The organism is Tenacibaculum sp. XPcli2-G, assembly GCF_024124505.1.
GTDB classification, from domain to species: Bacteria; Bacteroidota; Bacteroidia; order Flavobacteriales; family Flavobacteriaceae; genus Polaribacter; species Polaribacter mesophilus.
In genome coordinates, this window is record NZ_JAMXSH010000001.1 from 774,907 (window position 1) to 791,660 (window position 16,754).

Below are 16,754 nucleotides of genomic sequence, written 5' to 3' on the forward strand. Positions count from 1 at the left end.
AGTTTAATTGTATTCTTTTATTGAGTTTATTTTTGTTAAAATTTGTATTTAAGTCCTAAGCTTATATTAGTTCCTCTTTTGTATTCAGATAGAGTTACGTCTCCAATTGAAGTATTTTCTCTAACTCTTTTTATAGATGGGTCTAGTAAGTTTTTAGCCTTTAAGTCAACTTCCCAGTTTTCACCGAATTTGTTTTTCCAAACAAAATCCACTGTAGGCACTTCTTTTTCAATGATATTCCCTAATTCACCAGCTCCTAAAGCATGAATTCTATCTGAGAAATAAGAAAACACTAATGATGTGATAGGCTTGTAGTTTTTAAACTGAGTTGGAGTGTAGTTTAAGTTAGCATTAACTAAGAAAGGAGAGGCTCCTTGTAGTTCATCACTATCTCTGTTAAATGTTGTAGCGTATCCTGATACTCCTTTAATTTCTTTTTTTAAGTCCTGATCAGTATGCATATAAGTAAAGTTAACACCTGCAGACATTACAGTATCATCATCTTCGTCTTTAACTAAGTTTTTACGCATTTCAATTTCAATACCCGCTACAGTAGCCTTATCTCCAGTTCTGAAGTAACGTTGGTTACCAGCGGCACTATTTGCAATTACTAAGTTTACTGGGTCGTTGATTTGTTTACCGAAAGCTCCGATAGATAATAATTCATCTCTTGAAATAAACCATTCGTATTTTAAATCTAAGTTGAAGATTTTTGAAAATGAAGGGTTATCTAATAAATCTGGATTACCTCCAATTCTTTGTCCAATTCCTTCGTAAATAAAAGGAGCAACTTCTTTAAATTCTGGTACAGATACAGTTTGACTGAAATTGAAACGTAAGTTTTGATCTTCGTTTACAGCATATTTTATGTTTAAGCTAGGTAAGAAAAATGTTTCTGATGCATTTCTAAAACCAGGGTCATTAGGGTTAATGTTGATTACGTCGTAGGTAACTTCTTGGTTGAATGACTCTATTCTAATACCAGGAACAAACACCCATTTTTCACCAGACTTAATTTCTCCTGAAACATATCCTGCATGTATTTTTAATGTACCATTGTAAGTGTTTTCATATAAACCAGGTAAACTAGCGATGTTGCTGTTTTCAAAACCAGGTAACTTTCTGAAAACATCTAGTTTAAATATTTTTCCTGTTTGGTTTTTAAAAATTTGAGCATTATTAATATTGAAAATACTGTTAAAATTATTTACATCAGAAACTTCATATTTTGAATCTAAAATATCATAACCATACCTAATATTATTAAAGTCTCTTTCTTTAATTCTACCATTATAACCAAAATTTAAAGTTAGGTTGTCAGTAGCTTGGTAAGCTAAATTAACTCGACTGTTTAATTCTTCATCAATAATTTTTTGGAAATAACGTTGGTTGTCAAATGAGTTATTTGTATAAAATATGGCATTTGTATTAGGATCGTTATCTAAAGTATTTTGAAAATTTTCTAAGCTTATTCTCTTTCTATCTGGTTCATGAGCAAATACATTGTTATAACCAATTCCCCAGCTTACTTTTAATTTATTATCCTCAAAATTATGCTCTCCAGTTAATTGGTTAACAAATACTAAATCCTGGTTGTATTGAACGTTCATTTGATAAAAACCTTCATCAGTATTATTTAAAGCATCTCTGTTTTTACCTAATCCTTTAAAACCATAGTAACCTACCTCGTCACCAGAGTTATTTAAAAATAAAGATGTAAACTTAACTTTGTTGCTATCATCAATTCTATATAGAGCACTTAACATTGCGGTTGTTGAAGTAGAGTACTCATATTCTTTTGCGTTAGGGTATTCTTTCTTAAATACGTTTGTAAAGTCTACAACAGGTCCTTCTCTGTATTCAAAAGCTCTGCTAAATGATGCTGTACCGAAAAGACTTAACCTACTACCATTTTCAAAATCGAATGATTTACCAGTGTTTAAACCAATAGAGTTATTAATTGGACTTCCTGCGTTTACAGGGTCAACTCCATGAGAAAGAACTATAGCATATGGGTTGTGTTTAAAGCGATTGTAGTAACCAAAATTTCCTGTCCCTTCACTTTTTCTGAAGTCTTCTCCCATAGCTCTAGAATTAACACCAGAACCAATACTTACTTCTACAAAACCATTTCCTCTATATTCTTTAGAAGAGATGTCAATATTACCAGCAGCAAAGTCTCCGTAAAAGTTTGATGAATACGCTTTGCTAATTGATACGTTTTGAATTATATCAGAAGGGAATAAATTTAGGTCTATATTTTTCTTGGCAATATCATTAGAAGGTAATGAAAGACCGTTCATAGTCGTGTTTAAATATCTATCACCTAAACCACGTACATATACATTACTTGATCCTTCCTGTTTAGAAACACCAGATATTTTTGAGACAGCACCTGCAGCATCAGAGATACCCTTAGAAGAAAGCTCTTCTGCTCCGATACTTTCTTTAATAACTGTTGCCTTTTTTTGTTCTAATAATAAAGCACTTGCTTTATCCTTACTCGTAGAAGCTTTAATTTCAACTTCATCTAACGCAACCCCTTCATTTGCGCCTAATTCTTGATTAACTGTTGTTGTTTCATTTGCTTTTACTAATATTGGTTTTTCAATTGTTTGATAACCAACAAAACTAAAAACAATAGTTTGGTTTCCTGCAGGTACACTAAGGGTGTACTTACCGTCCATATCGGTTGTCCCCCCGATTGAAGTTCCCTTAATAAAGACATTAGCAAAAGGTAATGCTTCACCACTCATCTCTTTATCTGTTACAGTTCCTGTTACAGTACCTTTATTTTGCGAAAAAGCAAAGTTGCAAAGGCTTAAAAGAGTAATAATTATTATTTTTTTCATTCTAACTAACTTGTGTTCTTAAATACCCTGCAAAAGTGATGTGGTATTGTAAACCTAATGTTAGTTAGAAATTACTATTCTATTATTAGAATGTTTCTTAAATGTTAACTCAAAGGCAATATGTTATCTTAATATTAATTACTAGAGATTTTTATACCAAAAACAAAGGTTCTCGGTGTAGCTGGACCGTAAATGAAATTGCTGTCACGCTCTTTACCTATATCAAACTTTGACTGGTATTCATCAAAAATATTTTTGATTCCAGTAGTAAATTCTAGGTTCGTGTTTAGTTTTTCTAAATTAAATGTATAGCTAGCGTTAACCCCTAAATTAAAAAAAGAAGGAGAACTAAAGTATTCGTCTTCTGTTAAATTTTTAGGAGAAGCTAAATGTAGTACTTCCATACTTCCAGTATATACTAAATTTAGAGCTGTTTTAAATTTTTGGTTTGGAGTATAAGTCGCAGTAGCATATCCGTAAGTGTTTGGTGTACGTAAAAATTCTTTTTTTAAGGGTAGTTCGTCTGAGTTGTTTACAGCTGAGTTGTATTTACTAGATTGGTAGGTGAACCCAGCATCTAGCTGTAGAATTCCATCGTAGTTTAATCGTGTTTCTAAAGTAATTCCTTTTACTACGGCGCCATCACCATTTCTTTTTTCAAAAACTTCACCAAACTCATCTTCTCCAATAGACTCTAAATAAAAAGCATCTTTTAAGTTAGTGTAAAAACTCTCAAAAGTAAATCCGTAAATATAATGTTCAGTAGGCTTGTCGTAGTTGAATGAAAGTGTGTAGCTGTTAGAGCGTTCTCTTTTTAAATCATCTGCTAATAATACTCGAGAAATTCCACCACCAGCAAAAGCTATGTGTAAATCGGTGTCAAAAGCTTGTGGAGCTCTAAAACCAGTTCCCCAAGTTCCTCTAATTTGTGTGTTTTCAAAAGGCTTGTATAGTAAAGATACTCGTGGACTAGCTACGTTGTTTACAATAGTTTTTTCTGTTCCGTCTTGCTTTAAAGCGTTTAATTTATGGTTGTCGTAACGAATACCTGTTAGTAAATTTAATTGCTTGTTGATTTCCCAAACGCTTTGAAAAAAGAATCCGAAGTTTTGTGTTAATTGATCTACTTTGTACTCGTATGCTTCTATAACATCAAAAACATCATCTTGTACAAATTCACCACCTAAAGTCAGTACATTATTTCCACCTAAAAATTTCTCTAATTTATGATTGAATTGTAAACCTCCTTGAAAAGTCGTTGTCGTAGAGTTACCATATGGTGGTTTAGCTAAATGTTCTGTGTCTTCAGGAGTGTTTGTGTCAGGGCGAATTCCTGTGTAGTGTTCTCTATCGGTATATTGTGTAGCTAAATAGGAAATTATAGAGCTTTTGTCATCATTAAAATTAATTTGATAATCAATATTTCCTACATAAACATCATGCACACGTTCTTCTGATTGTAGCGCAAAATGAGGAGCTTTATCTACCATTTCACCACCATAACGATATTCATTCATTTTACTAAAGTTAACCTCTATTTTTTGATTATCTGTTGGAAGGAAGAATAAATTAGTTCCAAAGGAATTATTTTTCAATTCAGGTAATTCAGAAAAATTATCACCATTAGCATCATACAGGTCTCTTTTTCTATTATTGATAAAAAACGAAGCACCAGCATTTCTGTCTTCATTTACTATTGTAGCATTTCCAGCAATTATGTGATCTGAAACTCCTTTAATATTTTGATAAGTATAACCAATGCTGTAATTATTTTTCTTCGGAATTTTTGTAATTACATTTACAGTTCCTCCTATGGCACTTGAACCATATAAGGCAGAGCCACCACCGCGGACTACTTCTATACGTTCAATCATATTAGTAGGTACTTGCTCTAGACCATATAACCCAGTTAACGGACTAAAAATAGGACGACCATTAATTAAAATTTGTGAATACCCGCCAGCTAAACCATTCATACGAAGTTGGGTATAGTTACAAGTTTGGCAATCTGTTTCTACACGTAAACCAGTTTGGAATTTTAATCCTTCAGATAAGTTACAAGCTTGTACATCTGATAAGGTTTGGCTATTGATAACATTAACTATAACTGGGCTGTTAGTTCTGCGATTATCAGTACGTGTTCCAGTAACAGTAACTTGATCTAGAATTTCTGCGGTTTCAGTTAGTATGAAATTTACTGTTTTCTCTTCGTTAGTGTTTATTGTAATAGTCTTTCTTTCTGGTAAAAAACCAATAGATGAAGCAATTAAAACAAATTTGTTTTTAGCTGTTTTTAATGTGTAGTTTCCAGATTCATCTGTAGTTGTTCCGTTTTCTGTTCCCTTTATAAATACATTAGCGAAAGGTATAGTTTCTCCTGAAGATGAAGTGACTTTCCCTTTAATTGTTTGTCCGCTTACAATAGTTGATAATAATATAATTACTAAGGTAATATGATTTTTCATGTTAAAAATGATTTGCTGTTGAATGGTTTTAAATCAAAATATTTTTGCAAATATAAATTAATTTTTAGTCTAGACTAAAAATATGTTTAATTAAATCAAAAACTATATATTTGCATACCTAAAAAAATATAATGTTTAGTCAATCTGAAGAAAACTATATAAAAACAATGTATCATTTAGCTGCTGATTACAAGAAAGGAATTAGCACGAATGCGATTGCAAAAAAATTAGATACAAAAGCATCTTCAGTAACTGATATGATTAAAAAATTATCTGAAAAAGATGTAGTTGCTTATAAAAAGTATCAAGGGGTAACGTTAACTGATTTTGGAAAGAAAATAGCAGCAAATATTGTTCGTAAACATAGGTTATGGGAAGTTTTCTTGGTAGATAAGCTTAATTTTTCTTGGGATGAAGTGCATGAAGTAGCAGAACAGTTAGAGCATATTAAATCTCCAAAATTAATTAACGAATTAGATGCTTTTTTAGATTATCCAAAAAGAGACCCGCATGGAGACCCTATTCCAGACAAAGAAGGAAACTTGCAAATAATAGAAAAAAGTTTGTTGTCTACTTTAAAGAAAAATGAAATAGGTGTTTGCGTTGGTGTTGATGATAGTTCTTCAGAGTTTTTACGATTTTTAGATAAGCAAGAAATAGCATTAGGGAAACAAATAAAAGTGGTAGAAAAAGAGCCTTTTGATGGTTCTTTAGTCATAGAAATGGACGGGAAAACTCTTACAGTATCTAATAAAATAGCAAGCAATCTATATATTCAAAAACCACGTTAAGCAAATAATAAGAAATAATTTTATAAATGGATTTATTTAATCAACTAGTAAGTTTTGGTAAAGAACACCCAATTCAAGCAGCATTGTATGCCTCGTTATTTACTTGGGGCTTAACTGCTTTAGGAGCAAGTTTAGTATTCTTTTTTAAAAAAATGAATAGAGCTGTTTTAGATGGAATGCTTGGTTTTACAGGAGGAGTAATGGTGGCAGCAAGTTTTTGGAGTTTGCTATCACCTGCAATTGATAACAGTCCGGGTGAAGGATTTGTAAAAGTACTTCCTTCGGCAATAGGGTTTGCTCTGGGGGCTTTGGCGCTTTTTGGAATGGATAAATGGTTGCCACATTTGCATATTAATTTTAAAGAAGACGAAGTTGAAGGAGTTAAAACAAATTGGCATAAAACAACTTTGTTGGTTTTGGCAATTACCTTACACAATATTCCAGAAGGTTTGGCAGTAGGAGTGTTGTTTGGAGCAGCTTCAACAATGGTTGGGGTAGAGCAAACCGAAATGATAATTGCTGCTATTTCGCTAGCTATTGGTATTGGAATTCAAAATTTCCCAGAAGGATTTGCAGTTGCAATGCCATTAAGAAGACAAGGCGTAAGTCGTTTTAAAAGTTTTTGGTACGGACAATTATCAGCTATCGTTGAGCCTATGGCAGCAGTTCTAGGTGCAGTAGCGGTATCTTTTTTTACGCCAATTTTACCTTATGCATTAGCATTTGCTGCAGGAGCGATGATTTTTGTAGTAGTTGAAGAAGTAATTCCTGAAACCCAACGAGATAAATATACTGATATTGCTACCTTAGGTTTTATTGGTGGGTTTATAGTAATGATGTCGTTAGATGTTGGTTTAGGATAGAAAAAACCTCGTATGAAACATAAAAGTACAATTCCCGCAAAAGCGGGAATCTTTTTTTGGTTAAATTGCTTACCTAATTATATTTTACTTTGTTAGAAAACCCGTCAACTTTTCAAGTATACAATGCCTCTGCTGGTAGTGGTAAAACTTTTACATTAGTTAAAGAGTATCTAAAGGTTTTGTTGCAATCTGAAGATATTTTTCGCTTTCAAAAAATATTGGCAATTACGTTTACCAACAAGGCGGCTGGTGAAATGAAAGAGCGTGTATTAGATAACTTACAAGCTTTTGCAGAAGGAGAAGCAAATGATTTACTTGAGATTATTTTAGAAGAAACATTACTTGATAGAAGTGTTGTAAAAGACCGAAGTAAAAAAATATTAAATGAAATTCTTCGAAATTATTCTGCTTTTTCAATTACTACGATTGATAGTTTTACACATAAAATTATTAAGAGTTTTGCTTATGATTTAGGGCTACCACTTAATTTTGAAGTGGAAATGGATGCTGTTTCTTTGCTAAATGAAGCAGTAGATGTACTGATTTCAAAAATAGGAAGTGATGAAACGTTGACTAAATTACTTATTGATTTTTCTCTAGATAAAGCAGATGATGATAAATCATGGGATATCTCTCGTGAATTAAATGAGTTTGCTAAAATTTTGTTGAATGAAGATGATACCAAGCATTTTAAAAACCTAGCTGATAACGAACTTGCCGATTTTACTAATCTAAAAACAAAGTTGTCAAAACATCAAACGCAAATAAAAAAACGTTGGAAAGAAATTGGAGAAGAAGCTTTGCAAGCTATTCAATCAGTACAGCTAGATCATAAAGATTTTTACCGATCAATGTTGCCAAATCATTTTGTAGCACTGTCTAAAAATCCTGAAAAAGCAAAGTTTTTTGATCAAAGTAAATTAAGGGAACGAATTGAGGAGGGTAACTTTTATTCAAAATCAAAATCAGAGGATATAAAATCTGCTATTGAAGGAGTTTTGCCAAAGTTATTGAGTTTATACACTGAATCGGAAAAGTTATATCAACAGTTTTCAATGAATAAGCTAGCGTTGAAAAGTATTATTCCATTAGCAGTTTTAAACAATATCAATCAAGAATTAACACACTTAAAAGATGAAAATAATTTAAGATTGAATGCAGAGTTCAATCATTTAATTTCTGAAAACATCAAAGACCAACCTGCTCCGTTTATTTACGAGCGAATCGGGCAACGATTTATGCATTATTTTATTGATGAAATGCAAGATACATCAACCTTACAATGGCAAAATTTAATACCGCTAATAGATAATGCGCTAGCACAAGAAAATAGTAATTTGTTGTTGGTAGGTGATGGAAAACAAGCAATTTATCGTTGGCGTGGAGGTAAATCAGAACAATTTATAGGATTGGGTTCAGAAAAAGATAATCCGTTTCAAATTTCTAAAGAAGTAAAAACTTTAGAAACTAATTTTAGAAGTTATGCTGAGGTGATTAATTTTAATAATCAGTTCTTTCAACATACAGCAAATTTTCTTCAAAACGAATCATATAAACAATTATTTATTGAAGGAAATAAACAATTAACAACTGCTAAAAAAGGGGGATATGTCTCGCTTTCTTTTTTAAGGAAAGAAGAAAATAAAGAAGAGGAAGGAATTAAGTATCCAAAGAAAGTTTTAGAGCTTGTTAAAAATTTAGAAGCTGACTTTACGCTGAATGAGATTTGTATTTTAGTTCGTAAAAAGAAAGATGGAATTGCAGTAGCAAATTACTTATCTGAAAACGGAATTGATATAGTTTCCTCGGAAACATTACTGTTAGAAAATAGTTCTAAAGTCAATTTTATAGTAAATGTTTTGCAAGTAATTCAGCATCCAAATGATAAGGAAACCTGTCTGGAAATGCTTTATTTTTTGCAAGAACATTTAAAAGTAGCTAAAGATAAGCACTTGTTTATCGATAGTTTAATACATCAACCAAATGAAAAACTCTTTTTAGAGTTAAAAGAATATGGAACATCTTTTGATTTATCTACATTTCATCAGTTACCTTTTTACGAGAAAATAGAGGAAATTATTAGAAGTTTTCAGCTAATAGCTTCATCAGATGCCTATGTGCAATTCTTTTTAGATGTGGTTTTAGAACAACAACGAAAAGGAACAAGTATTCAAGAATTTTTAGATTATTGGTCGGAAAAAAAAGATAAGCTGAGCATTGTAGCTCCTGAGAGTGGAAATGCGGTACAGGTTATGACAATTCATAAATCAAAAGGTTTAGAATTTCCAGTAGTTATTTTTCCATACGATTTGGACATTTACCGACAAGTAAATCCTAAGGTTTGGTTAAATGAATTACCAGAGAATTACGACAAGTTTAAAGAATTACTCGTTCCTTTTAATAAAGAGTTGAATTATGTGAATGATAGAGGTTTTGAGATTTATGAACAACAAAGAGAAGAGCTGGAATTAGATAATTTCAATTTATTATATGTAGCACTCACTAGGGCTGTTGAGCAATTATATATTGTAACAGAAAATAAAATTTCATCCAAAGGAGAAGAAAATACGAATTTTTACTCGGGAGTATTTATTAACTACCTAAAAAAGGTAGGTGAATGGAATGATGAAGTTTTGGAGTATTCCTTTGGAAATAAAGAAAGGGTAAGTATTTTAAAAGAGAAAGCATCAGGAGTTCAAATACAAGAGTGCTTTATATCTACACCTTGGAAAGAACATAATATACATATGCTGGCAAGTGCATCAAAATTCTGGGATACAGAACAAGGAAAAGCTATTGAGTTTGGTAATTTGGTTCATGAAATGATGGCAGAAATAAAGACGAAAGAAGATGTTGAGAAAGTGGTTTATCGTTATGAACAGCAAGGAGTATTGCCACGAGAAAAATCATCTGAAGTAATAAAAAATATACAACAAATAGCAAATCACTCTGAGTTAAAAGAATATTTTTCTGAAGAAGTTGTAGTGTTTAACGAGAGAGAAATTGTAGATATTGATGGGCAAATAGTAATTCCAGATAGGTTAGTTTTTTATTCGAAAGACGAAGTCGTGATTATAGATTACAAAACAGGGAAGCCCTCTAAAGCATATCATCAGCAATTATTGCGATATGGAAGAGTATTACAAGCATTGAATTTTAAGGTGTTGAAAAAACTACTTGTATATATTGACGAAGAAATTTTGGTTGAAGAAGTTTAACAACTAACTTTGACCCATTATAGCAAACAACTTTCAAACATAAATTATGTACGGAAAAATAAAAGAACAATTACAACAAGAAATTCAGGATATAAAAGATGCTGGATTATATAAGTCAGAACGAATTATTACTTCATCACAAGACGCAGTGATAAAAATATCTACAGGAGAAGAAGTGATTAACTTTTGTGCTAATAACTACTTAGGGTTATCAAATCATCCAGAAGTAATTCAAGCAGCAAAAGACACAATGGATACGCATGGTTTTGGAATGTCATCCGTACGTTTTATTTGTGGAACGCAAGATATTCACAAGCGACTAGAAAAAAAGATTGCTGATTTTTATACTACTGAGGACACTATTTTATATGCAGCAGCTTTTGATGCCAATGGAGGTGTTTTCGAGCCATTATTAACCAAAGAAGATGCTATTATTTCTGATAGTTTAAACCATGCATCTATTATTGATGGAGTGCGTTTGTGTAAGGCAGCACGTTATCGTTATGATAATAACGATATGGCATCATTAGAAGAGCAATTAATTGAGGCAAATAAGCAAGGACATCGTTTTAAAATTATTGTAACTGATGGAGTTTTTTCTATGGACGGAATCGTAGCGAAGTTAGATGAAATTTGTGATTTAGCAGATAAGTACGATGCTATGGTAATGGTAGATGAATGTCATGCAGCTGGGTTTATTGGAAAAACAGGTAGAGGAACTGTAGAGTTAAAAAATGTAATGGATCGTGTTGATATTGTTACAGGAACCTTAGGGAAAGCACTTGGTGGAGCTATGGGAGGATATACCACAGGAAAGAAAGAAATTATAGAAATTTTACGCCAACGTTCACGTCCATATTTATTTTCAAACTCATTAGCACCTGCTATTGTAGGAGCATCTTTAAAAGTATTTGATTTATTAGCTAATGATACTACATTGCGTGATAAACTAGAATGGAATACTAACTATTTCCGTACTGAAATGGAAAAAGCAGGGTTTGATTTAGTAGGAGCTGATGCTGCAATTGTTCCAGTTATGTTGTACGATGCTAAATTATCACAAGTAATGGCAAATAGGTTGTTAGAAGAAGGCATTTATGTCATTGGCTTCTTTTATCCAGTAGTTCCAAAAGAACAAGCAAGAATTAGAGTACAGTTGTCTGCAGCTCATGATAAAGACCATTTAGACAAGGCTATAAAAGCATTTGTAAAGGTTGGGAAAGAGCTGAAAGTGATATAAATTAGTCCTTTAAAAACTTGTATTTATTGTAAGTTTTTGTAGATTTGTTTTTGTAAATAAGTTTGAACAACTTACATTTGCGTAATATATAAACGAACTTTTAATTTAAATTTTTAATAATGAAACAATTAAAATTAGCTGTGATGGCTTTATTTGCGTTTGCTGCTGTAAACGTTAGCGCACAGGATTCAGACAACCCTTGGGCGGTTGGTTTCGGAGTTAACGCAGTAGACGTTAGGATTCCTACGAAATTTGGAGATTATGCTAAAGATTACATCGGTACTAGTGACTGGAATATCTTACCATCAATTTCAAGAGTAACTGTTGATAGATACTTAAACGATGGGTTTACATTACAATTAGCAGGATCATTAAATAAAATTGAAACTTTCCGTGAGGAGGATGATATGGATGAGCTTTACTGGGCTATCGATGCTAACGTAAAGTATGACTTAAACAACTTATTCGGTGAAACAGGATGGTTCGATCCTTATGTATATGTTGGTGGAGGTTATACTTCTTTAGCTGACGAAGGAGAAGGAATGTTAAATGCTGGTTTAGGATTTAATACTTGGTTTAACGATAACTTAGGGTTAAACTTCCAATCTGGAGGGAAAAAAGAATTTGCTGATAAGGTGCAAGATCACTTCCAACACTCTATTGGTTTAGTATTTAAATTCGGAGGAAAAGATACTGACGGAGATGGTGTATATGACAAGGATGATGCATGTCCAGAAGTTGCTGGATTAAAAGAATTCAACGGGTGTCCTGATACTGACGGAGACGGAATTAAAGATTCTGACGATGCATGTCCAGAAGTTGCTGGTTTAGCTGCTTTAAATGGTTGTCCTGATGCTGATGGAGATGGTATCGCTGATAAAGATGATGCTTGTCCAACTGAAAAAGGAACTAAAGCTAACAACGGATGTCCAGATGCTGATGGAGACGGTGTTGTAGACGGAAAAGATAAGTGTCCAAACACTGCTGGTCCAGCTGCAAACAATGGTTGTCCTTGGCCAGATACTGATGGAGACGGAGTATTAGACAAAGACGATAAATGTCCAAATGAAGCAGGTGTAGCATCTAACAACGGATGTCCTGAAGTAGTAATTAAGGAAGAAGCTGTTAAGAAATTAAACGAGTTTGCAAGAGCTATCTATTTTAATTCAGGAAAAACTTCTTTTAGAACTGGTACTACTGGTAAATTAGATTTAATCGCAGGAATTATGAAGGAGTACCCAAAAGCTAACTTTAGCATTCAAGGTCACACTGATAGTTCAGGGTCAAACAAGTTAAACCAAAGATTATCAGAAAAAAGAGCTAAGGCTGTTTTAGATTACTTAATCACTAAAGGTGGAATTGATTCAAAAAGATTAACTTCTGCAGGTTTTGGTGAAGATTATCCAATCGCTGATAACAAAACAAGAGCTGGTAGAGCTGAAAACAGACGTGTTGAGATTAAATTAGTAAAGTAATTTAATTACAATCACAATATCAATAAAAGCCTCACATTTGTGAGGCTTTTTTTTATGTAAAAATACTTACGAAAGGTTTTTTAAATTCCACTAAAAAAATTACCTTTGCACCTTGAAAAAATGAGTTAAAACTCATATAGTAAATAAAATAACTTTAATTACATATAGTAATGTCTACAATAACAGGTAAAGTTTCTCAAATTATTGGTCCAGTAATCGATGTTGAGTTTAATACAGAAAATGCTGAATTACCAAAGATCTATGACTCGTTAGAAATTAAAAAAGCAGACGGTTCAACTTTAGTTTTAGAAGTTCAACAACACATTGGTGAAGATACAGTTCGTACCATTTCTATGGATGCAACTGATGGTTTACAAAGGGGGCAAGAAGTAATTGCTACAGGTAACCCAATTCAAATGCCAATAGGTAATGATATCTACGGTCGTTTATTTAATGTAACAGGAGATGCAATTGATGGATTAGGAGATTTACCTAAAGAAGGTGAAGCTGGTTTACCGATTCACCGTCAAGCACCAAAATTTGAAGAATTATCAACTTCTACCGAAGTACTATTTACAGGGATTAAAGTAATTGATTTAATTGAACCTTATGCAAAAGGAGGTAAAATTGGATTGTTTGGAGGAGCAGGAGTAGGAAAAACAGTTTTAATTCAGGAGTTAATTAACAATATTGCAAAAGGACACGGAGGTTTATCTGTATTTGCAGGTGTAGGTGAAAGAACTCGTGAAGGTAATGATTTATTACGTGAAATGTTAGAGTCTGGAATTATCAAATATGGTGATGATTTTATGCACTCTATGGAAGATGGAGGATGGGATTTATCTAAAGTTGATAAACCAGGAATGAGAGATTCTAAAGCAACTTTCGTATTCGGTCAGATGAATGAGCCACCAGGAGCACGTGCTCGTGTAGCTTTATCTGGATTAACAATTGCTGAGTATTTCCGTGACGGAGCTGGTGAAGCACAAGGGAAAGATGTATTATTTTTCGTAGATAATATTTTCCGTTTTACACAAGCAGGTTCAGAGGTGTCGGCTTTATTAGGACGTATGCCATCAGCGGTAGGATATCAACCAACATTAGCAACAGAGATGGGAGCAATGCAAGAGCGTATTACTTCTACTAAGAAAGGATCTATTACATCTGTACAAGCGGTTTATGTACCTGCGGATGATTTAACGGATCCAGCACCAGCAACAACGTTTGCTCACTTAGATGCTACTACAGTATTATCTCGTAAAATTGCTGAGTTAGGTATTTATCCAGCGGTAGACCCATTAGATTCTACATCAAGAATTTTAACTGCTGATGTTTTAGGAGATGAGCACTATAACTGTGCACAAAGAGTAAAAGAAATACTACAACGTTATAAAGAATTACAAGATATTATTGCAATCTTAGGTATGGAAGAATTATCTGAAGAAGATAAGTTGGTAGTTCATAGAGCACGTCGTGTACAACGTTTCTTATCTCAACCATTCCACGTAGCTGAGCAATTCACAGGAATTCCAGGTGTATTAGTAGATATTAAAGACACTATTAAGGGATTCAACATGATTATGGATGGTGAATTAGATAAATATCCTGAAGCAGCATTCAACTTAAAAGGATCAATTCAAGAAGCAATTGATGCTGGAGAAAAAATGTTAGCAGAAGCATAATTAATTACTTTAAGCAAAAGCTTAAAGCCTAAAGCATTAAAATATGTATTTAGAAATTGTAACACCAGAAGCTATCTTATTTTCATCAGAAGTTGATTCTGTAGCAGTTCCGGGTATAAATGGAGAGTTCCAAATATTAGATAACCACGCACCAGTAGTATCTATTTTAAGTCAAGGTAAAATTAAAGTGCACGTCCATACTCAAGAGCACCTAGTTTTTGATGATTTACATGGAAGTATAGAAAGACTACCAGAAGATGATAAGATTTTAATTATGAAAATAAAATCTGGTACTATTGAAATGAAAGATAATAAAGTAATTATTTTAGCAGACTAAAAAAATACTTTTATCATTATACAATTAAAAGCAACCAAGTTTTGGTTGCTTTTTTTTAATTCAAAAAAATATAAGAAGCTTAAATTAATTATCTTTGCAGTAATGAATGGAATATTTTTATTTATTGGTGGACCTGAGATTTTTGTAATCTTATTAATAGTGGTTATGTTATTTGGTGCAGATAAAATTCCTGAAATAGCCAGAGGGTTAGGAAAGGGTATGCGTCAAATTAAAGACGCTACGAATGATATAAAAAGAGAGATTAATGACAGTGCCAAAAAACAAGGTATAGATACAGACTTTGTTAAAGATATAAATAGAGAAGTAAACGAAGTAAAAGATAATATTGACGATTTTACAGGGCCAATAAAAAGAAGTCGTTAAAATTGCTTTATAGCCCTTTTAAAGGGTTATTTAAATAGGCATAATGGTTAGTTAACTTACTTAGTTTAGTTCCACAGCGTATAATACGTTAAACATTGTTTTTAGTGTTTTATTAACAGCTTAGATTTTCTTATTACTACATCATTTGTGAAAAATGAGAGCTTATTCCTTTAAGGCTCTCTTTAAGTTTTTTTAATTAAGTTTTGGGATGACAAAATATCAAGGTGTGTTTAACCAAATAACATCCAATACAATAAAAAACACAATAACATTCAATTTGGAACTATTTAAATACGAGTAAGTATAAAAAGATGTAGTGAAGCTATTAAGGCCTCTTGATGTCTATGTTTCTATTTTTTTAAGTAAGTTTTATGATTTTTACTAAAAATATCATTTTTAGAGTATTTAAGCTGTAGAAATAACTCTTCAATAAATTTTTGTAAAACTAAATTGATATATATAGATAAACGCTTGTAAAAGTTTACATAGTTTATAAGAGATTTATACAATCTTATTAGCTTTATTTGTTCTAATTATAGCTTGCTCATTTTTCCAATCAATCCATTTTTGTCCTTTAATACGGCGCATAATATTATCTATAGTACGCATAACAAAAACATTATAAATAGCTTTTCCTAAGTTTTTAGGATTACGAGCAATAGCACGTAAACTCATTGAAAAACCAGGTGTTACATAACGCATATAATGCCAATATCCTTCAGGCATATACAAAACGTTCCCGTGCTCAAGTTCAGCAACATGTCCTTTGGCATTTTTAAGCGCAGGCCATTTTTCAAAATCTGGTTCGTTAAAATCAATATCTTCACGGGTTATTAATGAGTGAGGAATCTTATACAGGAATTTATTTTGCTTTTGATCAAACAAAATACATTTCTTTTTTCCTTCAAAATGAAAGTGAAAGATATTGGCTAAATCAATATCATAATGCATGAATGTATACGAATCACGCCCACCAAAAAACAGCATTGGTAAGCCTTTCATTAAACGTAAACCAAAATCAGGAAAGGTAAAATCTTTTTGTAACTGAGGTACTTCCTTTAAAATATTCCATAAGAAAATTCTAAACTTAGTAGGTTCGCGTTTTAGTAAATCTACATATTCACTCATTTTCATTGTTGCGTGAGGTTCATTAAAACCATCTTTATAATCTACAGGCCTGTCATCATATAACGGAACAGTCTTATCTCCTGCTATCTGCTTCATATAATCTAAAGACCATTTATTATAAGCTGGCCAATCTTCAATAAAACGCTCAATAACCACAGGTTTTTGAGGCTTGAAGTAATTTTTAATAAAGTCTTCTTTAGTAATGGTTTCTACTCTGTCTATTTGTTGCAACTGTAATCCCATACATTCAATTTTTAGAGGAGCAAAGTTAAGAAAATGTTACGATGTTTTTTGAAGTGAATAATGTTAAAAATTAAAT

11 protein-coding genes are annotated in these 16,754 nt (G+C 32.3%); 8 read left to right on the top strand and 3 right to left on the bottom strand.

Annotated features, from left to right (window positions below):
- Nucleotides 1-35: 35 nt before the first annotated feature.
- The gene (locus NH341_RS03425; RefSeq protein ID WP_253055689.1) at nt 36-2,852 is read right to left on the bottom strand and encodes a TonB-dependent receptor; all 2,817 of its coding nucleotides are present in this window, start codon (nt 2,850-2,852) and stop codon (nt 36-38) included.
- A 134-nt stretch (nt 2,853-2,986) separates the two neighbouring features.
- Entirely contained in the window at nt 2,987-5,317 is a 2,331-nt protein-coding gene (locus NH341_RS15330) for a TonB-dependent receptor (RefSeq protein ID WP_256471463.1), read from the bottom strand.
- Nucleotides 5,318-5,448: 131 nt separating this feature from the next.
- On the opposite strand from NH341_RS15330, the gene NH341_RS03445 reads away from it, so the two are divergent.
- The 8 genes from NH341_RS03445 (at nt 5,449) to NH341_RS03480 (ending at nt 15,307) form a co-directional block, all read left to right on the top strand.
- Nucleotides 5,449-6,108 (top strand): metal-dependent transcriptional regulator, encoded by a 660-nt coding sequence (locus tag NH341_RS03445; RefSeq protein ID WP_159610952.1) that lies wholly within the window; start codon nt 5,449-5,451, stop codon nt 6,106-6,108.
- Between the two features lie 26 nt (nt 6,109-6,134).
- Complete coding sequence (locus NH341_RS03450; protein ID WP_073182202.1) at nt 6,135-6,971, top strand: ZIP family metal transporter; 837 nt, start codon at nt 6,135-6,137, stop codon at nt 6,969-6,971.
- Nucleotides 6,972-7,060: 89 nt separating this feature from the next.
- The gene (locus NH341_RS03455) at nt 7,061-10,189 is read left to right on the top strand and encodes an exodeoxyribonuclease V subunit beta (RefSeq protein WP_253055690.1); all 3,129 of its coding nucleotides are present in this window, start codon (nt 7,061-7,063) and stop codon (nt 10,187-10,189) included.
- Between the two features lie 46 nt (nt 10,190-10,235).
- Nucleotides 10,236-11,429 carry a glycine C-acetyltransferase gene (kbl, locus tag NH341_RS03460; RefSeq protein WP_047790681.1) on the top strand — a complete coding sequence of 398 codons (1,194 nt, stop codon included), beginning with the start codon at nt 10,236-10,238 and terminating at the stop codon, nt 11,427-11,429.
- Nucleotides 11,430-11,548: 119 nt separating this feature from the next.
- The gene (locus tag NH341_RS03465) at nt 11,549-12,904 is read left to right on the top strand and encodes an OmpA family protein (protein WP_047790680.1); all 1,356 of its coding nucleotides are present in this window, start codon (nt 11,549-11,551) and stop codon (nt 12,902-12,904) included.
- Nucleotides 12,905-13,074: 170 nt separating this feature from the next.
- Nucleotides 13,075-14,586, top strand: coding sequence for a F0F1 ATP synthase subunit beta (gene atpD, locus NH341_RS03470; RefSeq protein WP_047790679.1), 1,512 nt, complete (start codon nt 13,075-13,077; stop codon nt 14,584-14,586).
- Nucleotides 14,587-14,629: 43 nt separating this feature from the next.
- Nucleotides 14,630-14,923, top strand: coding sequence for a F0F1 ATP synthase subunit epsilon (locus tag NH341_RS03475; protein WP_047790678.1), 294 nt, complete (start codon nt 14,630-14,632; stop codon nt 14,921-14,923).
- Between the two features lie 102 nt (nt 14,924-15,025).
- Nucleotides 15,026-15,307, top strand: a complete 282-nt coding sequence (locus NH341_RS03480; RefSeq protein ID WP_047790677.1) for a twin-arginine translocase TatA/TatE family subunit — start codon at nt 15,026-15,028, stop codon at nt 15,305-15,307.
- Between the two features lie 501 nt (nt 15,308-15,808).
- On the opposite strand, the gene NH341_RS03485 is transcribed toward NH341_RS03480, so the two are convergent.
- Nucleotides 15,809-16,678, bottom strand: coding sequence for a cupin-like domain-containing protein (locus NH341_RS03485; protein WP_073182200.1), 870 nt, complete (start codon nt 16,676-16,678; stop codon nt 15,809-15,811).
- Nucleotides 16,679-16,754 lie beyond the last annotated feature (76 nt).

Coding starts and splice junctions, on each gene's coding strand:
- NH341_RS03425 (WP_253055689.1), bottom strand. CDS start 2,852: ATGAAAAAAATAATAATTATTACTCTTTTAAGCCTTTGCAACTTTGCT.
- NH341_RS15330 (WP_256471463.1), bottom strand. CDS start 5,317: ATGAAAAATCATATTACCTTAGTAATTATATTATTATCAACTATTGTA.
- NH341_RS03445 (WP_159610952.1), top strand. CDS start 5,449: ATGTTTAGTCAATCTGAAGAAAACTATATAAAAACAATGTATCATTTA.
- NH341_RS03450 (WP_073182202.1), top strand. CDS start 6,135: ATGGATTTATTTAATCAACTAGTAAGTTTTGGTAAAGAACACCCAATT.
- kbl (WP_047790681.1), top strand. CDS start 10,236: ATGTACGGAAAAATAAAAGAACAATTACAACAAGAAATTCAGGATATA.
- NH341_RS03465 (WP_047790680.1), top strand. CDS start 11,549: ATGAAACAATTAAAATTAGCTGTGATGGCTTTATTTGCGTTTGCTGCT.
- atpD (WP_047790679.1), top strand. CDS start 13,075: ATGTCTACAATAACAGGTAAAGTTTCTCAAATTATTGGTCCAGTAATC.
- NH341_RS03475 (WP_047790678.1), top strand. CDS start 14,630: ATGTATTTAGAAATTGTAACACCAGAAGCTATCTTATTTTCATCAGAA.
- NH341_RS03480 (WP_047790677.1), top strand. CDS start 15,026: ATGAATGGAATATTTTTATTTATTGGTGGACCTGAGATTTTTGTAATC.
- NH341_RS03485 (WP_073182200.1), bottom strand. CDS start 16,678: ATGGGATTACAGTTGCAACAAATAGACAGAGTAGAAACCATTACTAAA.